This window comes from Rhizobium sp. T1470, from assembly GCF_042140505.1.
In the GTDB taxonomy this organism is placed as follows: domain Bacteria; phylum Pseudomonadota; class Alphaproteobacteria; order Rhizobiales; family Rhizobiaceae; genus Rhizobium; species Rhizobium favelukesii.
In genome coordinates this window covers 481,068-498,585 of record NZ_CP148091.1, presented here as the reverse complement: position 1 = coordinate 498,585, position 17,518 = coordinate 481,068, and the positions used below count along the sequence as shown (strand labels likewise).

Here is a 17,518-nt window from a genome sequence, read left to right as displayed (position 1 = left end):
CTCGTATCCTGGGAATCAATCGGAATGCGGATGGCAGTCTTCAGTGATTTGACCGCCACCGCAAGCTGGCTTCCGGCTAAAAGATTTCCGTGACAGAATGATGATGATCCCGAACGATCCCGCGCTTTTTCAGTGGACCTTGGTGCCCATCAGCCGGTGGCGCAGCGCGTTCGAGGCCATGTCGAACAGGAAGACGACGATGAGGATCAACAGCACCATGTAGGCGACGTTTTCCCAGTTGGCGTTGGTGCGCATCGCTTCCCAGAGCTTGAGGCCGATGCCGCCGGCACCGACGGCGCCGATGATGGTCGCACCGCGGACGTTCGATTCCCACTGGTAGAGCGTCTGGCTGACGAAGACCGGCACGATCTGCGGGATGATGCCGTAGCGATGGGTGAGCACGGTGGAGGCGCCCGTGGATTTGATGCCTTCGCGCGGCTTGTTGTCGATATTCTCGAGGCCTTCGGAATAGAGCTTGCCGAGCGTGCCAGTCTCCGTGAGGAAGATGGCGCCGCTGCCGGCGAGCGGACCGGGCCCGAAGGCACGGGTGAGGAACAGCGCCCAGATCAGCATGTCGACCGAGCGCAGGAAATCAAAGGCTCGCTTCAGCACCTGGTTGACCACGCGGTTCGGCGTGATGTTGCGCGCGGCGAAGAAGGCCAGCGGAAAGGCCAGCAGGGCGCCGAGCAGCGTGCCGAGGAAGGCCATGACGATGGTCTGGAACAGCTTGGTCCAGACGTCGCCATGCTGCCAGGCGCTGTTGTTCCAGACATTGTCGAAGGCGAGCGACAGGTTGGATTGGCCGGGCGTCAGTTCCGGCCCCGAAACAATCAGGCTCAGCACCTCGCCCACCGGCTTGTCGAAGAAGGGGGACTGGGTGTCGAAGACGAAATTCGCCCAGCCGAGGAAGCGCTTGCGCACCTTGACGCGATCAACCGAGATGCTGACATCGCCGGCAAAGCCGAGATCGGCCAGGACGTTGTCGTCATAGACCGTCATCCAGCTCGGCACGGGGCCGATAACCTTCGGCGCGCCGCTAGAGACTTCCACCGGCACGCTGACGCCGCGGGCAGTCACCGTCGTTTCCGTCTTGGAGACGGCAACAGTGCGGCCCGTGCCGCTGACCGAAACGGTGACGCTGCCATCCGGATTGTTGATGACCCAATTGGGATGCGGGTCGTCACCGAGCGGCGAGAAGCGCGGATATTTGACCGCAATGCCGTCGTCGCCGATACGGAACTCCGGCTGCACGTCGTAGCTCACCCACTGGCTGAGATAGAGGCCGACGCGCTCCCAATGGGCATCAGCAAGCAGTTTCGGCAGGTCGAAGAACCAGGTTGCGTAGAGCGCATAGACGAGCGTCGCGATGACGGCCATCAGACCGCCGAAGCGCTGCTGGAAGGAGCGTTTGAAATACTCCGGGTAGCGCTGCTCGATCTCATGCATCCGGTTGGCGTCGATCACCGTCATGGCGGACCTCAATGCTGCAAAAGGAAGGCGTGCTCGCCGACGAGGCGGCGGCGCAGCCATGCGGAGAACTGGTCGACCGCAACGATGGTGATGAAAAGCAAAAGGACGAGCGCGACCGTCTTGGCGCCGAACCCGCGCGAGATCGAGAGCTTCAGTTCCTCGCCGATACCGCCGCCGCCGACCGCACCGATGATGGTGGAGGCGCGGACGTTGACCTCAAGGCGCAGCAGTGCGTAGGAGACGAAGTTCGGCATGACCTGCGGCAGGGCGGCAAAACGCACGCGCTCCGACCAGCTGGCGCCGACGGCTTTCATGCCCTCGTCCGGCTTCATGTCGATGTTTTCGACGACTTCGTAGAAAAGTTTGCCGAGCGCGCCGATGGTGTGCAAGCTGACGGCGATGATGGCGGCGACCGGGCCGATCGACAGAATCGCCGAAAACAGGCCGGCGATGACGATCTCGGGAAAGGCGCGCAGGAATTCGGTGAGCCGCTTGGCAACGATGCGCAACGGATTGGAGGGCGCCAGATTGCGGGCGACAAGAAAGCTGAGCGGTACGGCGAAGATGAAGCCGATGATGGTCGAGACCAACGCGACATTGATCGTGATGATCATCAGCTCGAAATATTCGGGGATATAGAAGCCACCCCAGACCGGAACGCGACCCTCGGCGAAATTATACTCTTCGCCCGTCTTCTGCATCGGGCTTGCGATATCGAACAACGCGCGCCAGACGTCGTTCCAATCCTTGGGAATGAGCCAGCTCAGAAAATCGAAGAGGTGCGGCAGGCGATCGAAGAAATGGCCGGCATTGCTCTCGTCGGCAAAGCGTACCGAGGCGACGAAGGCGGCAAGCAGGATCACCAGACCGAGGCCGGTATAGAGGCGGCGGCGAGCCACCATCTTGCCCCAGGCGTCACCGATTTCACGGGCGCTTTGCGGCGTGGCCGGCGCGTGGGCGTTGGGATCGGCAAAAGTCATGAACGGTGTCCGCTTTCTTCGCAGGGCAAAGGGCGGCCGTAACGGCCGCCCTCCAGCTATCAGGATCGATCAACCGCCGATGGCAGCCTTACGAGCGTCGATAATAGCGTTGTAGAAATCAGGCTGAACCTTGGTGTAGCCCTGGTAGTCGCCGCCTTCGATGGCTGCAAAGCACTTGGCGTCCGTCTTCGGCAGCTTCGTGAAGAAGTCGGTGAGCTTTGCCTGCCAATCGGCGCCGAGTTCGTTGCGAACGACGAGCGGACCGTTCGGGATCAACGGCGAACGCCAGACTTCGACGAGCTTGTTCGGGTCTACGGTACCCTTGTCGACAGCCTTGCGGAAGGTGCCAGAGGTGTAACCGTCCTTGAAATCGCCGATGCCCGAAGAGTCGTCGACAGCGATGTCGACCTTGCCGTCGTAGGCAGCGAGAAGGTTGTTCTCGTGGCCGCCGTTGAACTGCGTGGAGGCGAAGTACTTGTCATTCGGCATGCCCGTGTCCTTCGGGATCTGTGTCAGCGGAATGAGGTAGCCCGAGGTGGAGTCCGGATCGGCGTAGCCGAGCTTCTTGCCCTTGGCATCCTTGATGTCCTTGATGCCCGAGGACTTGAGAGCAAGACCGATCGAGTGGTAGCCGGTCGAGCCGTCCTTCTGGACCGTCGTCAGGATCGGGGTCACAGCCTTTTCGTCCTTGATAGCGATAGCAGCGTAGCCGGACGCGCCGAGTTCTGCGAAGTCGAGCGTGCCACCGAGCAGACCCTGGATAACGCCGTCATAGTCAGCAGCCGGGAAGAGCGAAACCTTCTCGAAGCCGAATTCGGTCTTCAGGTGGTCTGCAAGGCAAGCGTAGTTGCGCAGACGGTCAGCTTCGTTTTCGCCGCCGAGAATACCAACGCGGAATTCCTTGAGGTCTGCAGCATGCGAAACGCCGGCAAGCGCAAACAGCGCCGTCGCGGCAAAAAGTGCTTTCTTCAACATGGTTCTCTCCTGATTGACCGGTGTCCCCGGCAACTCTGTTTAAGAAGAAGTTTGCCCGTAACGCGGGCTTGCGATCGAGGCCGCCCCTATCAGAGACCGGCCAGCGCCAGCGGTTGCAGGCCAGCGGATTGTTGCGCGGCCGCGGCCGCGGGAATGTTGATCGAGGTCGAGGTCATCGTCTCGTCGATGCCGGCGCCGTCCCTGTCGGTGCCGTAGATCTGCTTGACGGCACCGGCCGTCAGTTCGGACGGCTTGCCGTCGAAGACGACACGGCCGGCGGCCATGCCGACGATGCGTTCGCAGTAGTTGCGAGCCGTATCCAGCGTGTGCAGGTTGGTGACGACGGTGATGCCTTCGCGCTCGTTGATGTCGCGCAGTGCGTCCATGACGATCTTGGCGTTGAGCGGATCGAGCGAGGCAATCGGCTCGTCGGCAAGCACCATCTTCGGGTTCTGCATCAGAGCGCGGGCAATGGCGACGCGCTGCTGCTGGCCGCCGGAGAGCGTGCCGGCCATTTGCAGCGCCGTCTGCTCGATGCCGAGGCGCTCAAGAGCTGCGATCGCATGAATGCGCTCCTCGCGGGTGAAGACACCGAGCAGGCTCATTGCGGTCGGGCGATGGTTCAGACGGCCGAGCATGACGTTGGTCAACACGTCGAGACGCGGAACGAGATTGAACTGCTGGAAGATCATGGCGCAATCGCGCTGCCAGTTGCGCAACGCCTGGCCGCGGAGGCTGGAAACCTCGACACCCGCGAACTGGATCGATCCCGAGGTCGGCTCCTGCAGGCGGTTGATCATGCGAAGCAGCGTAGACTTGCCGGCGCCGGAACGGCCGATGATGCCGACCATCTGGCCCTGAGGAATGTCGAGCGTCACGGAATCGACGGCTGTCTTGCTTCCGAAACGGCGGGTGACATTCCTCAGCTCGAACATCATGCTCTTCCTCATAGTCCAGATGCGATATGAGCCAGTGCATTAGTCCCGCTTCATGAATGGGGAATGTCAGTTTTATGTAAGGACTGTCACAATCGGGGCCTTGGTGGGCGCGTCCCTGATGCCGAAAATCCGGCCGGGCCGGCGTGCTGTTGCCGCTGCGTGCCGGGTGAAGGATTGGACGAGAGCTACCGATCAGAAGCTTTGCTGTGCGATTGCACGCCCGGTCAGTCCGGACAGCAGGCGATGAGAGCGTCCGTCATTGATGGTTGACCCAATCACCCGTCAATGGCAGGCAGTTTAGAAAGGATACTGGAGCAAAAGCGATGGATCAAACTCTCTTCAAAAGCCTGTGCAACGCCGGCAAATTTAAGGAGGCACTCGGCCTCGCCACCCGTGGGCATGAAGACGAAAAATATACGCCCAGCCGTTTCTCGATGGACAAAAAAACCGGTCTACCGATCTTCTACCGCGGCAACAAGCGCGTCGAGGCGGACGCGACCGGTGAGTGGCAATTGGCAAAGAATCCGAGGCCGTAGGCTCTCCTGACGGGCAGCGGAGTGACCGTCTCCGCAAGCCTTGAACCGCCCCGGAGGCCTGCAGGACGTTAAGCGGCCCCCGGAGCGAACCCAGGGGGCTTCGTTCACTGTTCGTAGCGCGAGAGGAAATCCTCGGCACTCAGATTGCGAAAATCAGGCAAGGCGACCCGCAGGCGGTCATGTTCCCAATCCCACCAGGCAAGCCGATCCATCCGCTCGCCGATTTCCTTCGGGAAGCGTTCGCGGATGAGCCTTGCCGGCACGCCACCGACGATGGTGTAGGGTGCAACGTCCCTGGAGACCACGGCACCGGCGCCGATGACCGCACCATTGCCGATCTTGACGCCGGGTAAAATGGTGGCGCCGTGACCGATCCAGACATCATGGCCGATGACGACGCGGTTGGAGCGGCGCCATGCGAAGAAATCGGCCTCCATATCGGCGTCCGGCCAGTAGTCAGCAGCGCGGTAGGTGAAGTGGTGCAGCGTCGCGCGCCAGGTCGGGTGGTTGGTGGCATTGATACGCACCGATGCGGCGATGTTGACGAACTTTCCGATCGTCGCGCACCAGATGGAGCCGTCCTGCATGACGTAGGAATAGTCGCCGAACTCGACCTCGTCGATGCGGCAGCGCTCCGAGACTTCCGTGAAGCGGCCAAAGGTGGTGTTCGTGACGGATGCCGTTTCATGGAAATAGGGCTCGATGCCAATCTTGCGGTTCATGCGGCAATTGCCTTTCGCGGCGAGAACGTCTGGACGTCGAGAATGCGGTCGGCGACAGCTTCGCGCACTTCCTCGTCGTGGAAAATTCCAAGAAGGGCGACGCCCGCTTTCTTCTTTTCCTCGATCATGCTGACGACCACGGCACGGTTCTTGGCATCGAGCGAGGCGGTCGGCTCGTCGAGCAGGAGAACCGTGTGCTCGGTGATAAAGCCGCGGGCGATGTTGACACGCTGCTGCTCACCGCCGGAGAAGGTGGCGGGCGGAAGTTGCCAGAGCGCTTCCGGCAGGTTCAGTTTCGACAGCAGTTCGGCGGCCTTTTCCCGCGCGGCGTCGGCTTTCTCGCCGCGCGCGACCAGCGGCTCGGCGACCACGTCGATCGCCGCGACACGCGGCACAGTGCGCAGGAACTGGCTGACATAGCCGAGTGTGTGGCGGCGCACGTCGATGACCGTGCGCGGATCCGCGGTCGCCAGATCGACGATCCTGTCCTGATGCTTGATCAGGATCTGGCCACTGTCGACGGCATAATTGCCGTAGATCATTTTCAGAAGCGAGCTCTTGCCGATGCCAGACGGCCCGCCGAGGACGACGCATTCACCGGATGCCACGGAAAAGGACACGTCCGAAACGACCGGCAGTTTGATGCCGTCGCGCAGGTGCATGGTGAAGCTCTTGGCGACTTCAGAAACAACAAGGGGCGTTGCCATGATTTCTTTCCTTAGTTTTCGCTTACTCGCGAAGCCGGTAGCCGGCTTCCAAACAGCATGCGCGATCAGACCTGCAGAATGGAGGAGACAAGGAGCTGCGTGTACGGCTCGCGCGGATCGTCCAGGACGCGATCGGTCAGGCCGTGCTCGATGACATGGCCATCCTTCATCACCATGATGCGATGCGACAGCAGGCGTGCGACGGCGAGATCGTGGGTGACGATGATCGCGGCAAGGCCAAGATCGTTGACAAGACCGCGCACGAGGTCGAGCAGGCGGGCCTGCACCGAGACATCGAGGCCGCCGGTCGGCTCATCCATGAAGACGAGGCGTGGACCGGTGACCAGATTGCGGGCGATCTGCAGGCGTTGACGCATGCCGCCGGAGAAGGCGCGCGGCTGATCGTCGATACGGCCCGCATCGATTTCGACGCGCTGCAGCCAATCGACCGCCGTCGAGCGGATGTTGCCATAGTGGCGGTCACCGATCGCCATCAGGCGCTCGCCGACATTGGCGCCGGCAGACACCATCATGCGCAGACCGTCAGCCGGCTTCTGATGCACGAAACCCCAGTCCGTGCGCATCAGAAAGCGGCGTTCGGCCTCGCTCATACGATAGAGATCGCGATAGGCGCCATCACGCATGTGGTATTCGACGCTGCCGGTGGTCGGCATCAGACGGGTCGAGATGCAGTTCAGAAGCGTCGTCTTGCCCGAGCCGGATTCACCGACGATGGCGAGCACTTCGCCGGGCCAGAGCTCGAAGGAGACGTTCCGGCACCCGATGCGATTGCCGTAGAACTTTGAGACGTCGTTGGCCTTGAGAAGCGGGGCGTCAGTCATTCGGCGGCCTCCTGATTGGGTGCCAACATCTCGCCGACATGCCCTTTGGCGCGGCGGTCTTCGCAGTGGTCGGTGTCGGAGCAGACGAACATGCGGCCGCCCTTGTCGTCGAGGATGACCTCGTCGAGATAAACCTCTTCGGCTCCGCACAGCGCGCAGGGCTTGCCGAAGCGCTGAATCTCGAAGGGGTAATCGTCGAAGTCGAGGCTGACCACATCGGTATAGGGCGGAACGGCATAGATGCGCTTCTCGCGCCCTGCCCCGAAGAGCTGCAGCGCATCCGACATGTGCATTTTCGGATTGTCGAACTTCGGCGTCGGCGACGGGTCCATGACGTAGCGGCCGGCAACCTTCACCGGATAGGCATAGGTCTTGGAGATGCGGCCGTTATGCGCAATGTCCTCGTAAAGCTTTACATGCATGAGGCCATATTCTTCCAGCGCATGCATCTTGCGGGTTTCGGTCTCGCGCGGCTCGAGGAAGCGGAGCGGTTCCGGGATCGGCACCTGATAGACGAGCACCTGGTTCGGTCCAAGCTTCTCTTCCGGAATGCGGTGGCGCGTCTGGATGATCGTCGCATCCTTGGTGTGCGTTGTGACCGCGACATTGGCGACCTTCTGGAAGAAAGCGCGGATCGAGACGGCGTTGGTGGTGTCGTCAGCGCCCTGATCGATGACCTTCAGCACATCGTCCGGACCGATGATCGAGGCCGTCACCTGCACGCCACCGGTTCCCCAGCCGTAAGGCATCGGCATTTCGCGCGAGGCAAAGGGCACCTGATAGCCGGGAATGGCGATCGCCTTCAGGATGGCGCGACGGATCATCCGCTTCGTCTGTTCGTCCAGATAAGCGAAATTGTAGGTGGCTAGATCGGTCATCTTTGATTGCCCTGTGGTTGCAGGGGCCAGACAGACGGAAGGTCACAATGGAAGCCGACACTTCGAGCGAAGCGCTCGTGATCTTGGCTGTAATGACCTGCTTCGTCGTCCTCCCCTTCCTCTTCAAGCCGAAGACAAATGGTGTAGCTGCTGATGGCGGCGGCGATGTCAGACATGCTGGTGGCGGCGATGCCACTTGCGATGCTGACGACGGTGGAGGCGGCGACTGATCTCGTCATTCGGCCGCCTCCTTGATGGTGTCGCGGCCACCGGCGCGGCCGGCTACAAATTCGCTGCGCATACGACGGACCAGGTCGAGTTCAGCCTGGAAGTCCACGTAGTGCGGCAGCTTCAGGTGCTCGACGAAGCCGGTCGACTGGACGTTGTCGGCGTGCGAAATGACGAATTCCTCGTCCTGCGCCGGAGCGGTGATGTCCTCGCCGAGCTCTTCGGCACGCAGCGCCCGGTCGACGAGAGACATCGACATCGCCTTGCGCTCGCTCTGGCCGAAGACCAGGCCGTAGCCGCGGGTGAACTGCGGTGGCGCCTTGGACGAGCCCTTGAACTGGTTGACCATCTGGCATTCCGTGACCTGGATGGTGCCGAGGGAAACAGAAAAGCCGAGTTCGGGAACATCGAACTCCACCTCGACCTCGCCGATGCGGATTTCGCCGGTGAAGGGGTGGTTGCGGCCGTAGCCGCGCTGGGTCGAATAGCCGAGCGCCAAGAGGAAGCCTTCGTCGCCGCGGGCAAGCGCCTGCAGGCGCAGGTCGCGCGTCATCGGGAACTCCATCGGCTCGCGCGTCAGATCGCCGATCTCGTGATCCTCAGGCATTTCGCCATCACCCTCGATCAGGCCCTCCTGAGCGAGGATTTCCGAAACGCGCATGACGCGGCCGGATTCGGCATCGCGCAGCGCCGGCTCGTCGACGGCGTCATCTGCCAGGAGCGACGGGTCGAGCAGGCGGTGGGTATAATCGAAGGTCGGGCCGAGCAACTGGCCGCCCGGGAGATCCTTGTAGGTTGCCGAAACACGGCGCTCGATTTTCATCCGGGCCGTGTCGATCGGGTTGGAATAGCCCAAACGCGGCAGCGTCGTGCGATAGGCGCGCAGCAGGAAGATCGCCTCGATCATGTCGCCGCGCGACTGGCGAACGGCGAGAGCTGCGAGCATGCGATCGTAAAGCGAGGCTTCCGCCATGACGCGGTCGACGGCGAGCGCCAGCTGCGCCACGATCTGGTCGATGCCGATAGCCGGCAGCGAACGGTCGCCGCGGCGGCGATCCGCCAGCAGGCGATGGGCATTGGCAATGGCGGCGTCGCCTCCTTTGACAGCAACATACATGGGGTCACATCTCCGTTGCGGTGATCTTGGTGGTGCGCGGCAGGCAGACGAAACGGTTGCCCGAGGTCAGCACGATGTCGATGCCGCGCGGGAAGAGCGCACGGTTCTCCGTCCAGAGGCGGGGGAAGGTATCGGGCAGACCGATCGGCGCAAGGTCCGTCACCGTCTCAATGCCCGGCCCCATCAGGGCGAGCCTGCGTCCTGCCTCGAGATCCGCCAACTCGATGACCAGGGTGGTCGAGCGATCAGGATATTCCTGCGTCCCGGCGGCAAAGAGACCGAAGGGGGACAGCGTTGTACCCGCTTCGACAAAGGCGAAGCGCGCTTCGGCCTTCTCAGGCGTTACCGTCGCGCCGGTGTGGAAGCCGAGCCACTGAGGCACGGCCGATTTTGCGAGACCGGCAGACAGCCATACGGGCGTATCGTGATCGCAGAGCGTTAGCGCGATCGCGCCGGCGGCAATGCCGAGCGGCGCCGGCGGCGTCGCATCGGGGGCGACCGTCTGGATCGTGCCGGGACGCGCCATCGCATCCATCAGCAGCTTGAACACGCTCTGTGCGTGGAAGACCGGTTCAGCAAAGCCGCCGATCAGTGCTTCCGTCTTGAGGCTCATCAGTCGTCTCCGCGAACCATGGTGAAGAAATCGACGCGCGTCGCGGCCGTCTCGTCGGCCCTGCGGCGCTCTTCTGCGGCCACCCGGGCAGCGATCGGCGCAAGCAGCGTCTGCTCGACAAACTGCTGCGTCGCAGCCTCCTGCCAAAGCGCATCGAAAATGGCGGAAAGCCGCGCCTTCTCGCGGTCCGTGCCAAGCGCCTGGGCGTGGCCGACGGTGCCGGAAGCGAGACGAACGGTCGCACGCGTCACGGTCACCTCACCGAGATTGAACGGTGCGCCACCGCCGCCCATGCGGCCGCGGACCATGACGAGGCCCGTTTCCGGCCCGCGCACCGGCTGGACCACCGGTTTCTCCGCCAGGCCGTTCCATGCTTTAACCAATTCCGGTCGCTCTGCACGTGCGAGCAGGTCGATGACGCGCTTGCGTCCGCCTGCCGCCGCCGGCTCATTCGTCTCCGCCAAGCTCATTGCCGCATCCTTTAAATGTCTATTGATATAGACAACTATACAAGATATAGTTACGCTTAAATCGCCGACGTGACAAGCGTGTGACATCAAGGGGCAAAATGGCTGGACAGGTACAAAGACAGACAGGCGTTGCGCTATGGCGCCAGATTGCCGACCGCATTCGCCAGGCAATCAGCGCCGGGGTTTATGACGAGGCGGGTATGGTGCCGCCGGAGACGGTTCTGGCGCTGCAGTTCGGCGTCAACCGCCATACGGTGCGCAGCGCGATCGCCGCGCTTGCCCAGGAGGGCATCGTGCGCGCTGTGCAGGGCCGCGGCACACTGATCGAACGTAAGGAACGGCTGAACTTTCCGATCACCCGACGCACGCGGTTCACGACCGGTATCGGTGAGCAGGCGCGCGAAATGCGCGGACTGCTGCTTGGGCATAGCGAAGAGAGAGCGGACGACGAGGTGGCCCGCTGGTTGAAGCTGCGGCAGGGGGCACCGGTGATCCGCATGGAAACGGTGCGCAAGGCCGACAATCGGCCGGTCTCCTGCGCCACGGCCTGGTTTCCTGCCGAACGCTTTGCCGGCATGCCGGCGGCCTACGAGAAGACGGAATCGATCACCCGGGCCTTTGCCGAATTCGGCCTATCCGACTATGTACGCGCGACGACGGAGGTCACCGCCGCCCATGCCGACGCCGCCGATCTGGCGGCACTGGAACTGACGCCGGGGGCGATCGTCCTGATCACCAAGGCGATGAACACGGATCTAAAGGGTGTGCCAGTGCAATATGCGATCAGTCGGTTTTCGGCGGATCGGGTGCAGTTCACCATCGAGAACTGAGAAAGGCCGGGCGCGCTGGAGAACCCGGCCCTCCAAAGCTGGCATTGGATTTAGACGCCTTATCCTGACGGTAATGCGTCATTGCCGTGCGGCGTCAAGCGCAACAGGCGTTACTTCCCGCCGTGGGGGCACAACACGATCGTGCCTGTTGTTCCGCAAGCCACCGATCGCACGGTTTGCAGCTGGCGGGCCGCGGCGATAGCTCGACGTGCACAGTGCCGGCGCGCAGCGTTGGCATCGCGGCGCGGTAGAGCTGCATCGGTTGAACGCCGTCGCTGACTTCAAAGGTCAGTTTGGCTGAATCATCGAGCTTCACGTGCTCCGTGACCTTGCGGATGATCGCGGAGAATTTGCCAGCAGGCATATGGGTGCGGTCGCCCTCCTCGATATCCCAGAGCTGAATGAAAATCTCCGTCCATGCTTCCGGGTTGGCGCCGCAGTCCAGCGCCGAAAACCGACCGGCCTTGACCTCAGTGACGTGGTAGCCAGGCTTCACCGGTTGTCCATCGTAGTAGAATATCAGCGGAGAATCTTTGGCATCGGCAAGTGTGCTGAGCAATAGGCCGAGGCTGATATCGTCTTCCTGAACGTCGCTATTGTCGATCGCGTCCATCTGCGTTATTCCTCATTTCAATCATTCAAGGATTGTTGAAATATGGATCAACGTCAAGCCCTCGTCGCATTTGGCGCGCTGTCACAGGAAACCCGCCTGCACATCGTCCGCATGCTTGTGGTCGCCGGCCCGAACGGCATGGCGGCAGGGGCGATCGCAGAACAAGCGGAGGTATCACCGTCCAACGTCTCCTTCCATCTGAAGGAGCTGGAACGCTCAGGACTGATCGCGCAGCAGCGCGAATCACGATCGATCATCTACACCGCGAACTATGAGGCGCTCGGCGGCCTGGTTCGGTTCCTGATGGAAGACTGCTGCTCCGGGCACCCGGAAATCTGCGCGCCCGCCGCTAAGGTCGCGGCCTGCTGCACCCCTAAAATGGAGGAAAACCTGCAATGACCGCTGACCGCGTTTACAATGCGCTCTTTCTCTGCACGGGCAATTCCGCCCGCTCGATCCTGGCCGAATCCATTCTCAATGCCGAGGGCAATGGCCGCTTCAAAGCCTATTCAGCCGGCAGCCAGCCAAACGGTGAGGTTAACCTTCTGGCGCTGAAGGAGCTTGCGGCGCTTGGTTACCCAACGAACGGCTTCCACTCGAAGAGCTGGGACGAGTTTGCCGAGCCGGGGGCGCCGGAGATGGACTTCATCTTCACGGTCTGCGACAGGGCCGCCGGCGAGGCCTGTCCGGTTTGGATCGGCCATCCCATGACCGCCCACTGGGGTGTGGAGGATCCGGCCGCCGTCGAAGGCAGCGACGTCGAAAAGGGTCGCGCTTTTGCCCAGGCTGCTCGCTTTCTGAAGAATAGGATCATGGCTTTTGTCAGCCTGCCGCTTGCATCGATCGACAAGCTCGCGTTGGAGACGCATCTCCATCAGATCGGCACCTTGGAGGGTGCGACCTTAAAGCCATCCAGGGCAAGCCGATGACCCGGTTCGATCTGCCGCGCCGGCTGGTCGCAGAGGGACTTGGGACAGCCATGCTAGTCGCAACAGTGGTCGGATCTGGCGTCATGGCAGCATCGCTGACTCAGGATGTTGGCCTGACATTGCTGGGGAACACGCTGGCGACCGGCGCAATCCTGGTGGTCCTGATCACCATCCTCGGCCCGATCTCCGGAGCCCAATTCAATCCTGCGGTCTCGCTGATTTTCGCTATCTCTCGCAAGTTGCCGAAGCGTGACTTTGGGGGATACATCCTGGCTCAGATTGCCGGCGGCGTGGCCGGCACAATCGCAGCTCACCTTATGTTCGGCCTGCCGCTGGTCGAAATGTCGAGCAAGGCTCGTACCGGCGGCGCACAGTGGTTCTCCGAAGGAGTCGCGACGTTCGGGCTGGTGGCGGTCATCCTTGCCGGCATCAAGTTCGAACAGAGGGCGGTGCCTTGGCTTGTGGGGCTCTATATCACGGCCGCTTACTGGTTCACCGCCTCCACCTCATTCGCCAATCCCGCCGTCGCTTTGGCACGGTCGTTGACCGACACCTTCTCCGGGATCCGCCCGGTCGATCTACCGGGGTTCTGGTTGGCAGAGATTGCTGGCGCGGTCGCTGCCCTCATCCTGTGTACCTGGCTTCTGCGGCCAGGTGCTACATCAACCGCATCGTCAGAGGCAAAGTTATGAACGTTACCATCTATCACAACACGCAATGCGGCACGTCACGCAACACGCTGGCGATGATCCGCAACACCGGCATCGAACCTGATATCATCGAATACCTGAAGGACCCGCCGTCGCGTGCGCAGCTCGTGAAGATGATCGCCGACGCAGGGTTGACCGTGCGCCAAGCAATCCGGGAAAAGGGCACGCCCTATGCGGAGCTCGGTCTCGATAACCCTGCCCTGACCGACGATCAACTGCTCGACGCGATGCTGAAAGACCCGATCCTGATCAACCGGCCGTTCGTCATCACACCGCTCGGCACCAGGCTTGCGCGCCCGTCCGAAGTCGTTCTGGATATTCTCCCCGGCACCCACAAGGGCGCCTTCACCAAGGAGGATGGCGAACAGGTGCTCGACGGCGAGGGCAAGCGCATTGTCTGATCTGCCTGCCGTATCCCCGCAGCATCTGCGCCAGCCGGATCTCTCGGCGTTGCGGCCGCCCTTCTCGACCCACAAGCCGCGCATTCTGATCCTTTGTGGCTCGCTGAGGACTGTATCCTACAGTCGCCTGCTTGCGCAGGAGGCGGCACGGCTGCTCGATCACTTCGGCTGCGAGGTTAGGATCTTCAATCCGGAAGGCCTGCCGCTTCCCGACGGCGCTCCGGTGACGCATCCCAAGGTGCAGGAGCTGCGCGCGCTGTCTGAATGGTCGGAAGGCCAGGTGTGGGTCAGCCCCGAACGTCATGGCGCGATGACCGGCATCATGAAGGCGCAGATCGACTGGATCCCGCTGGCGGTGGGCTCGGTGCGCCCGACGCAGGGCAAGACGCTAGCCGTCATGCAGGTTTCCGGCGGCTCGCAGTCCTTCAATGCAGTCGGACAGATGCGCATCCTCGGCCGCTGGATGCGGATGATCACCATTCCGAACCAGTCGTCGGTGGCTAAGGCCTTCCAGGAGTTCGATGCCGACGGCCGCATGAAACCCTCCTCCTATTACGACCGCGTGGTCGATGTGTGCGAGGAGCTGGTGAAGTTCACCTCGCTGACGCGCGATGCTTCGGCCTATCTCACCGATCGCTACAGCGAGCGGAAGGAGGAGGCCGAAAAACTCGAACAGCGCGTGAGCCTCAATTCCCTATGACGACGACCAGCACCGAACGCTCCCCTGTCGCGGCAATCCTCGCCCTCGGTCTGACGCAGATCATCGGCTACGGAACGCTCTATTACAGCTTCAGCATCCTTGCGCCGGATATGGCGCGGGATCTCGATTGGTCCTCGGAATGGATTTTTGGTGCGCTGTCCGTAGCTCTCCTGATCGGCGGCCTGGCGGCGCCGACCATGGGCAGGTGGATTGACCGCTTTGGCGCCGGCCGTGTCATGACGGCGGGCTCGGCGATTGCGGCCGCAGCGCTTGCCGCGTGCGCCTTCGCTCCCGGCAAGATCGCCTTCGTCGCCGCACTGATCGCGATCGAGACGGCGTCCAATCTGGTGCAATATGGGGCCGCCTTTGCTTTGCTCGTCCAGATCAGGCCGAAGGTTGCCCAGCGCAGCATCACCTATCTGACACTGATCGCTGGCTTTGCTTCGACGATTTTCTGGCCGATCACCACGGCGGCCAACGCGCACATGTCCTGGCAGCACGTGTATCTGATCTTCGCTGCTATCAATCTTCTGGTCTGCCTTCCCATTCATGCATGGTTGTCGCGCAGCGTCAGCGAAACCCGCAAACGGGAGAAGAACGAAGCGGCAAAGCACGTCGAACCGAGCCTTCCGCCATCCGTGCGAACGCCGGCCTTCATCCTGATGGTCATGGGGTTTGCTCTGGAGAGCTTCGTCAACGCAGCACTCCTCGTGCACATGGTTCCGGTGCTATCCGGACTTGGGCTTGGAGCCCTGGCGGTGATGGTCGGCACGGTGTTTGGCCCGTCGCAGGTGCTGAGCCGCTTCATCAACATGGTCTTCGGGGGCGGACTGTCGCAGCTGACGCTGGCGCTCATCTCTGCGGTGTTGCTGCCGGCGGCCCTGGTCACTCTGATCGTCACCGCCCCGTCCGTACCAGGCGCATTGGTCTTCGCCGTCGTCTTCGGTCTTGGCTCGGGGCTGAGCAGCATCGTGCAGGGAACCTTGCCGCTGGCACTCTTTGGCAGCGAAGGGTACGGGCGACGACAGGGCAAGGTGTTGTCCATCCGCTTGGTGATTTCGTCGACCGCCCCATTTGTCCTCGCGTTCATGATGGAGAACATCGGCGTATCGTGGTCGCTCGCGGTTGCCGCCGTCGTCGGTGCTATAGCCGTCCTCGCATTTGTCGCGATTGGCCGGCTAGCGCAGCTGCTTGACCGACCGCATCTTGCGACGCCGCGTGGCGACGAGCTTGCCGTGCAAGTCGTGACGCTTGGGCAGCAGATCGCCAATCGCCTGCCGGACTTCGAGTCCGCAACGGACGCGGCAGAGCGCTAGAAGAAACGCGCCACCCCACCGTCGCCTGCTGGCTCACGGCCTTGCTGGCGCGATCGCTGCCCTTATCCCTTGTGTACCTGGCTTCTCCGGCAAGGTGCTGCATCAACCGTATCATCAGAGGCAAAGTCATGAACGTCACATCCAGTCGCGAGCAGCTCGTGACGATGATTGCTGATCCGGGCCTGACCGTTCGTCAGCCGCCGGGCTCAAAATCGGTTGAGACACTAAGTTCGCGCCAAGCCGCATGCTCCTTGGCTCGTGCAGCGTCGTTCTGCTCGACGCCGCGCAACGCATCGCTGCCGAGCAGCAAGCGCAGTGGCGGTTCGGCAAGGCCGGCAACATGGACGACGGCGGCGGCTGCCTTTGCCGGATCTCCCGGCTGCCTGCCGTTATAATCGCGCTGATAGCGCGCCATCTTTCCGACGGTGTCCTCGTATTCCGGCCGGCCTTCCCGAAGTGTAGTGGACGAGCCGGCAAAGTCGGTCCTGAAGCCGCCCGGCTCGATGATCGTCACCTTGATGCCGAGCGGGCCGACCTCCTTGGCCAGAACTTCCGAGAAGCCCTCCACGCCCCATTTGGCGGCAGCGTAAGGCGCACGCCCCGCCGGGCCGATGCGACCGCCGACGGAGGAGAACTGGATGATGTGTCCGAAACCCTGCTCTCGCATTATCGGTAGCGCGGCCTTGGTGACGATGATCGTTCCGAAGAGGTTCGTTTCGATCTGGGCACGGAAGTCGGCAAGGCTTGTATCCTCAATCGAGCCGACATCGCCGTAACCTGCATTGTTGACGAGAACATCCAGCCGGCCGAACCTGTCGACCGCCGACTTCACGGCCGATGCGGCAGACCGCTCATCGGCGACATCGAGGGTGGCTGTCAGGACGTTGTCGCCGAAGCGTTGCTTGAGATCCTCAAGTTGCGACGGATTGCGCGCCGTTGCGACCAATTTGTGCCCCACCGCCAGTACCCCTTCAGCAAGCGCCCTGCCGAGCCCACGAGAACTGCCTGTAATCAACCAAACCTGTGACATGGAAATCTCCTTGATCCGCCGGAAGGCCATATAGGCAAATCAGTCTCATCTTGAAAGAAGGTACCCACAGGAGCTATACATACCCAATGGTAACTGGCCTGGACGATGGTACATTCGATTTCTGCGAAACGCTGATGGACGCGCAGGACGCGCTTGCTCGCGAGATGCTGGAACGCGCCAGCGCCAAATGGCCGCTGCGGGTCATGCACATATTGGCTAAGGCCAACGGCCCCTTGCGCTTTTCGCGCGTTCTGGAACGGGTGGAGGGGATCAGTCAGAAGGTGCTGACGCAGACGCTACGGACGCTGGAGAGCGACGGTCTGGTGACGCGAACGCTCTACCCGCAGGTGCCGCCACGAGTGGAATATGAACTGACGCCGCTTGGCGGCGAGCTTCTGGTAGAAGTCGTGGCGCTCTGGCAGTGGATCGCCAATCGTCTGCCGGATTTCGAGGCGGCCCGCGCGCAGTCGCCTCGCGCGACGGACGCAGCAAAGAGCTAGAACCGGGCAAAAT

General features: G+C 62.1%; 23 protein-coding genes. 9 read left to right on the top strand and 14 right to left on the bottom strand.

Going from position 1 to position 17,518, the window contains the following annotated elements; all coding sequences use genetic code 11:
• Positions 1-129: 129 nt before the first annotated feature.
• From phnE (WGT02_RS02460) to phnC, 4 genes are all read right to left on the bottom strand, one after another.
• Complete coding sequence (gene phnE / locus WGT02_RS02460) at positions 130-1,470, bottom strand: phosphonate ABC transporter, permease protein PhnE (RefSeq protein WP_208249248.1); 1,341 nt, start codon at positions 1,468-1,470, stop codon at positions 130-132.
• Positions 1,471-1,478: 8 nt separating this feature from the next.
• The gene (gene phnE / locus WGT02_RS02455; protein ID WP_024313468.1) at positions 1,479-2,450 is read right to left on the bottom strand and encodes a phosphonate ABC transporter, permease protein PhnE; all 972 of its coding nucleotides are present in this window, start codon (positions 2,448-2,450) and stop codon (positions 1,479-1,481) included.
• A gap of 69 nt (positions 2,451-2,519) precedes the next feature.
• Positions 2,520-3,425 carry a phosphonate ABC transporter substrate-binding protein gene (phnD, locus tag WGT02_RS02450; RefSeq protein ID WP_037115015.1) on the bottom strand — a complete coding sequence of 302 codons (906 nt, stop codon included), beginning with the start codon at positions 3,423-3,425 and terminating at the stop codon, positions 2,520-2,522.
• Positions 3,426-3,514: 89 nt separating this feature from the next.
• A complete protein-coding gene (gene phnC / locus WGT02_RS02445; RefSeq protein WP_208249251.1) occupies positions 3,515-4,360 on the bottom strand; it encodes a phosphonate ABC transporter ATP-binding protein in 846 nt (281 codons plus the stop codon).
• 326 nt (positions 4,361-4,686) lie between these two features.
• On the opposite strand from phnC, the gene WGT02_RS02440 reads away from it, so the two are divergent.
• Entirely contained in the window at positions 4,687-4,899 is a 213-nt protein-coding gene (locus WGT02_RS02440) for a hypothetical protein (protein WP_024313466.1), read from the top strand.
• A 104-nt stretch (positions 4,900-5,003) separates the two neighbouring features.
• Here the strand turns inward: WGT02_RS02440 and WGT02_RS02435 are convergent, their stop codons facing one another.
• From WGT02_RS02435 to phnG, 8 genes are all read right to left on the bottom strand, one after another.
• A complete protein-coding gene (locus tag WGT02_RS02435; protein ID WP_024313465.1) occupies positions 5,004-5,621 on the bottom strand; it encodes a DapH/DapD/GlmU-related protein in 618 nt (205 codons plus the stop codon).
• Positions 5,618-6,328, bottom strand: a complete 711-nt coding sequence (gene phnL / locus WGT02_RS02430) for a phosphonate C-P lyase system protein PhnL (protein WP_024313464.1) — start codon at positions 6,326-6,328, stop codon at positions 5,618-5,620. Before phnL ends, WGT02_RS02435 begins: the two co-directional genes overlap by 4 nt.
• 65 nt (positions 6,329-6,393) lie before the next feature.
• Complete coding sequence (gene phnK, locus WGT02_RS02425) at positions 6,394-7,170, bottom strand: phosphonate C-P lyase system protein PhnK (RefSeq protein WP_208249254.1); 777 nt, start codon at positions 7,168-7,170, stop codon at positions 6,394-6,396.
• Positions 7,167-8,048 (bottom strand): alpha-D-ribose 1-methylphosphonate 5-phosphate C-P-lyase PhnJ, encoded by an 882-nt coding sequence (locus WGT02_RS02420; protein WP_024313462.1) that lies wholly within the window; start codon positions 8,046-8,048, stop codon positions 7,167-7,169. Before WGT02_RS02420 ends, phnK begins: the two co-directional genes overlap by 4 nt.
• Positions 8,045-8,287, bottom strand: a complete 243-nt coding sequence (locus WGT02_RS02415) for a hypothetical protein (protein ID WP_208249256.1) — start codon at positions 8,285-8,287, stop codon at positions 8,045-8,047. Before WGT02_RS02415 ends, WGT02_RS02420 begins: the two co-directional genes overlap by 4 nt.
• Entirely contained in the window at positions 8,284-9,393 is a 1,110-nt protein-coding gene (locus WGT02_RS02410; protein WP_208249259.1) for a carbon-phosphorus lyase complex subunit PhnI, read from the bottom strand. Before WGT02_RS02410 ends, WGT02_RS02415 begins: the two co-directional genes overlap by 4 nt.
• A 4-nt stretch (positions 9,394-9,397) precedes the next feature.
• Entirely contained in the window at positions 9,398-10,006 is a 609-nt protein-coding gene (gene phnH, locus WGT02_RS02405) for a phosphonate C-P lyase system protein PhnH (protein WP_024313460.1), read from the bottom strand.
• Positions 10,006-10,476 carry a phosphonate C-P lyase system protein PhnG gene (gene phnG, locus WGT02_RS02400; RefSeq protein ID WP_024313459.1) on the bottom strand — a complete coding sequence of 157 codons (471 nt, stop codon included), beginning with the start codon at positions 10,474-10,476 and terminating at the stop codon, positions 10,006-10,008. Before phnG ends, phnH begins: the two co-directional genes overlap by 1 nt.
• A gap of 98 nt (positions 10,477-10,574) precedes the next feature.
• Here phnG and phnF point away from each other — a divergent pair, with 98 nt between their 5' ends.
• Positions 10,575-11,306, top strand: coding sequence for a phosphonate metabolism transcriptional regulator PhnF (gene phnF / locus WGT02_RS02395; protein ID WP_208249261.1), 732 nt, complete (start codon positions 10,575-10,577; stop codon positions 11,304-11,306).
• Between the two features lie 94 nt (positions 11,307-11,400).
• On the opposite strand, the gene WGT02_RS02390 is transcribed toward phnF, so the two are convergent.
• Entirely contained in the window at positions 11,401-11,919 is a 519-nt protein-coding gene (locus WGT02_RS02390; protein WP_208249262.1) for a DUF6428 family protein, read from the bottom strand.
• A 42-nt stretch (positions 11,920-11,961) separates the two neighbouring features.
• Between WGT02_RS02390 and WGT02_RS02385 the strand changes: the two genes are divergently transcribed.
• The 6 genes from WGT02_RS02385 to arsK are packed head-to-tail and all read left to right on the top strand — an operon-like array spanning position 11,962 to position 15,975.
• Positions 11,962-12,318 carry a helix-turn-helix transcriptional regulator gene (locus WGT02_RS02385; RefSeq protein ID WP_024313456.1) on the top strand — a complete coding sequence of 119 codons (357 nt, stop codon included), beginning with the start codon at positions 11,962-11,964 and terminating at the stop codon, positions 12,316-12,318.
• Positions 12,315-12,848 carry an arsenate reductase ArsC gene (locus WGT02_RS02380; RefSeq protein WP_024313455.1) on the top strand — a complete coding sequence of 178 codons (534 nt, stop codon included), beginning with the start codon at positions 12,315-12,317 and terminating at the stop codon, positions 12,846-12,848. The genes WGT02_RS02385 and WGT02_RS02380 overlap by 4 nt, the downstream gene beginning before the upstream one ends.
• Positions 12,845-13,540 (top strand): MIP/aquaporin family protein, encoded by a 696-nt coding sequence (locus WGT02_RS02375; RefSeq protein WP_024313454.1) that lies wholly within the window; start codon positions 12,845-12,847, stop codon positions 13,538-13,540. The genes WGT02_RS02380 and WGT02_RS02375 overlap by 4 nt, the downstream gene beginning before the upstream one ends.
• Positions 13,537-13,959: an arsenate reductase (glutaredoxin) gene (gene arsC / locus WGT02_RS02370; protein WP_024313453.1), complete on the top strand. Its 423-nt coding sequence runs from the start codon at positions 13,537-13,539 to the stop codon at positions 13,957-13,959. Before WGT02_RS02375 ends, arsC begins: the two co-directional genes overlap by 4 nt.
• Complete coding sequence (gene arsH / locus WGT02_RS02365) at positions 13,916-14,659, top strand: arsenical resistance protein ArsH (protein ID WP_208249268.1); 744 nt, start codon at positions 13,916-13,918, stop codon at positions 14,657-14,659. Before arsC ends, arsH begins: the two co-directional genes overlap by 44 nt.
• Positions 14,656-15,975: an arsenite efflux MFS transporter ArsK gene (gene arsK, locus WGT02_RS02360; RefSeq protein WP_208249270.1), complete on the top strand. Its 1,320-nt coding sequence runs from the start codon at positions 14,656-14,658 to the stop codon at positions 15,973-15,975. The genes arsH and arsK overlap by 4 nt, the downstream gene beginning before the upstream one ends.
• 193 nt (positions 15,976-16,168) lie before the next feature.
• Here arsK and WGT02_RS02355 read toward each other — a convergent pair whose 3' ends face one another.
• Positions 16,169-17,005, bottom strand: coding sequence for an oxidoreductase (locus WGT02_RS02355; RefSeq protein ID WP_024313450.1), 837 nt, complete (start codon positions 17,003-17,005; stop codon positions 16,169-16,171).
• 86 nt (positions 17,006-17,091) lie between these two features.
• On the opposite strand from WGT02_RS02355, the gene WGT02_RS02350 reads away from it, so the two are divergent.
• Positions 17,092-17,505, top strand: a complete 414-nt coding sequence (locus WGT02_RS02350) for a helix-turn-helix domain-containing protein (RefSeq protein ID WP_024313449.1) — start codon at positions 17,092-17,094, stop codon at positions 17,503-17,505.
• Positions 17,506-17,518 lie beyond the last annotated feature (13 nt).

Excerpts from the sequence above, each read along its gene's own strand:
- WGT02_RS02385 (WP_024313456.1), top strand. The coding sequence starts at position 11,962 with ATGGATCAACGTCAAGCCCTCGTCGCATTTGGCGCGCTGTCACAGGAA.
- WGT02_RS02435 (WP_024313465.1), bottom strand. The coding sequence starts at position 5,621 with ATGAACCGCAAGATTGGCATCGAGCCCTATTTCCATGAAACGGCATCC.
- WGT02_RS02410 (WP_208249259.1), bottom strand. The coding sequence starts at position 9,393 with ATGTATGTTGCTGTCAAAGGAGGCGACGCCGCCATTGCCAATGCCCAT.
- phnL (WP_024313464.1), bottom strand. The coding sequence starts at position 6,328 with ATGGCAACGCCCCTTGTTGTTTCTGAAGTCGCCAAGAGCTTCACCATG.
- arsK (WP_208249270.1), top strand. The coding sequence starts at position 14,656 with ATGACGACGACCAGCACCGAACGCTCCCCTGTCGCGGCAATCCTCGCC.
- WGT02_RS02415 (WP_208249256.1), bottom strand. The coding sequence starts at position 8,287 with ATGACGAGATCAGTCGCCGCCTCCACCGTCGTCAGCATCGCAAGTGGC.
- phnF (WP_208249261.1), top strand. The coding sequence starts at position 10,575 with ATGGCTGGACAGGTACAAAGACAGACAGGCGTTGCGCTATGGCGCCAG.
- arsC (WP_024313453.1), top strand. The coding sequence starts at position 13,537 with ATGAACGTTACCATCTATCACAACACGCAATGCGGCACGTCACGCAAC.
- phnK (WP_208249254.1), bottom strand. The coding sequence starts at position 7,170 with ATGACTGACGCCCCGCTTCTCAAGGCCAACGACGTCTCAAAGTTCTAC.
- WGT02_RS02420 (WP_024313462.1), bottom strand. The coding sequence starts at position 8,048 with ATGACCGATCTAGCCACCTACAATTTCGCTTATCTGGACGAACAGACG.
- WGT02_RS02440 (WP_024313466.1), top strand. The coding sequence starts at position 4,687 with ATGGATCAAACTCTCTTCAAAAGCCTGTGCAACGCCGGCAAATTTAAG.
- phnE (WP_208249248.1), bottom strand. The coding sequence starts at position 1,470 with ATGACGGTGATCGACGCCAACCGGATGCATGAGATCGAGCAGCGCTAC.
- phnH (WP_024313460.1), bottom strand. The coding sequence starts at position 10,006 with ATGAGCCTCAAGACGGAAGCACTGATCGGCGGCTTTGCTGAACCGGTC.
- WGT02_RS02390 (WP_208249262.1), bottom strand. The coding sequence starts at position 11,919 with ATGGACGCGATCGACAATAGCGACGTTCAGGAAGACGATATCAGCCTC.
- WGT02_RS02375 (WP_024313454.1), top strand. The coding sequence starts at position 12,845 with ATGACCCGGTTCGATCTGCCGCGCCGGCTGGTCGCAGAGGGACTTGGG.
- phnC (WP_208249251.1), bottom strand. The coding sequence starts at position 4,360 with ATGTTCGAGCTGAGGAATGTCACCCGCCGTTTCGGAAGCAAGACAGCC.
- arsH (WP_208249268.1), top strand. The coding sequence starts at position 13,916 with ATGGCGAACAGGTGCTCGACGGCGAGGGCAAGCGCATTGTCTGATCTG.
- phnD (WP_037115015.1), bottom strand. The coding sequence starts at position 3,425 with ATGTTGAAGAAAGCACTTTTTGCCGCGACGGCGCTGTTTGCGCTTGCC.
- phnG (WP_024313459.1), bottom strand. The coding sequence starts at position 10,476 with ATGAGCTTGGCGGAGACGAATGAGCCGGCGGCGGCAGGCGGACGCAAG.
- WGT02_RS02380 (WP_024313455.1), top strand. The coding sequence starts at position 12,315 with ATGACCGCTGACCGCGTTTACAATGCGCTCTTTCTCTGCACGGGCAAT.
- WGT02_RS02355 (WP_024313450.1), bottom strand. The coding sequence starts at position 17,005 with ATGTCACAGGTTTGGTTGATTACAGGCAGTTCTCGTGGGCTCGGCAGG.
- WGT02_RS02350 (WP_024313449.1), top strand. The coding sequence starts at position 17,092 with ATGGTAACTGGCCTGGACGATGGTACATTCGATTTCTGCGAAACGCTG.
- phnE (WP_024313468.1), bottom strand. The coding sequence starts at position 2,450 with ATGACTTTTGCCGATCCCAACGCCCACGCGCCGGCCACGCCGCAAAGC.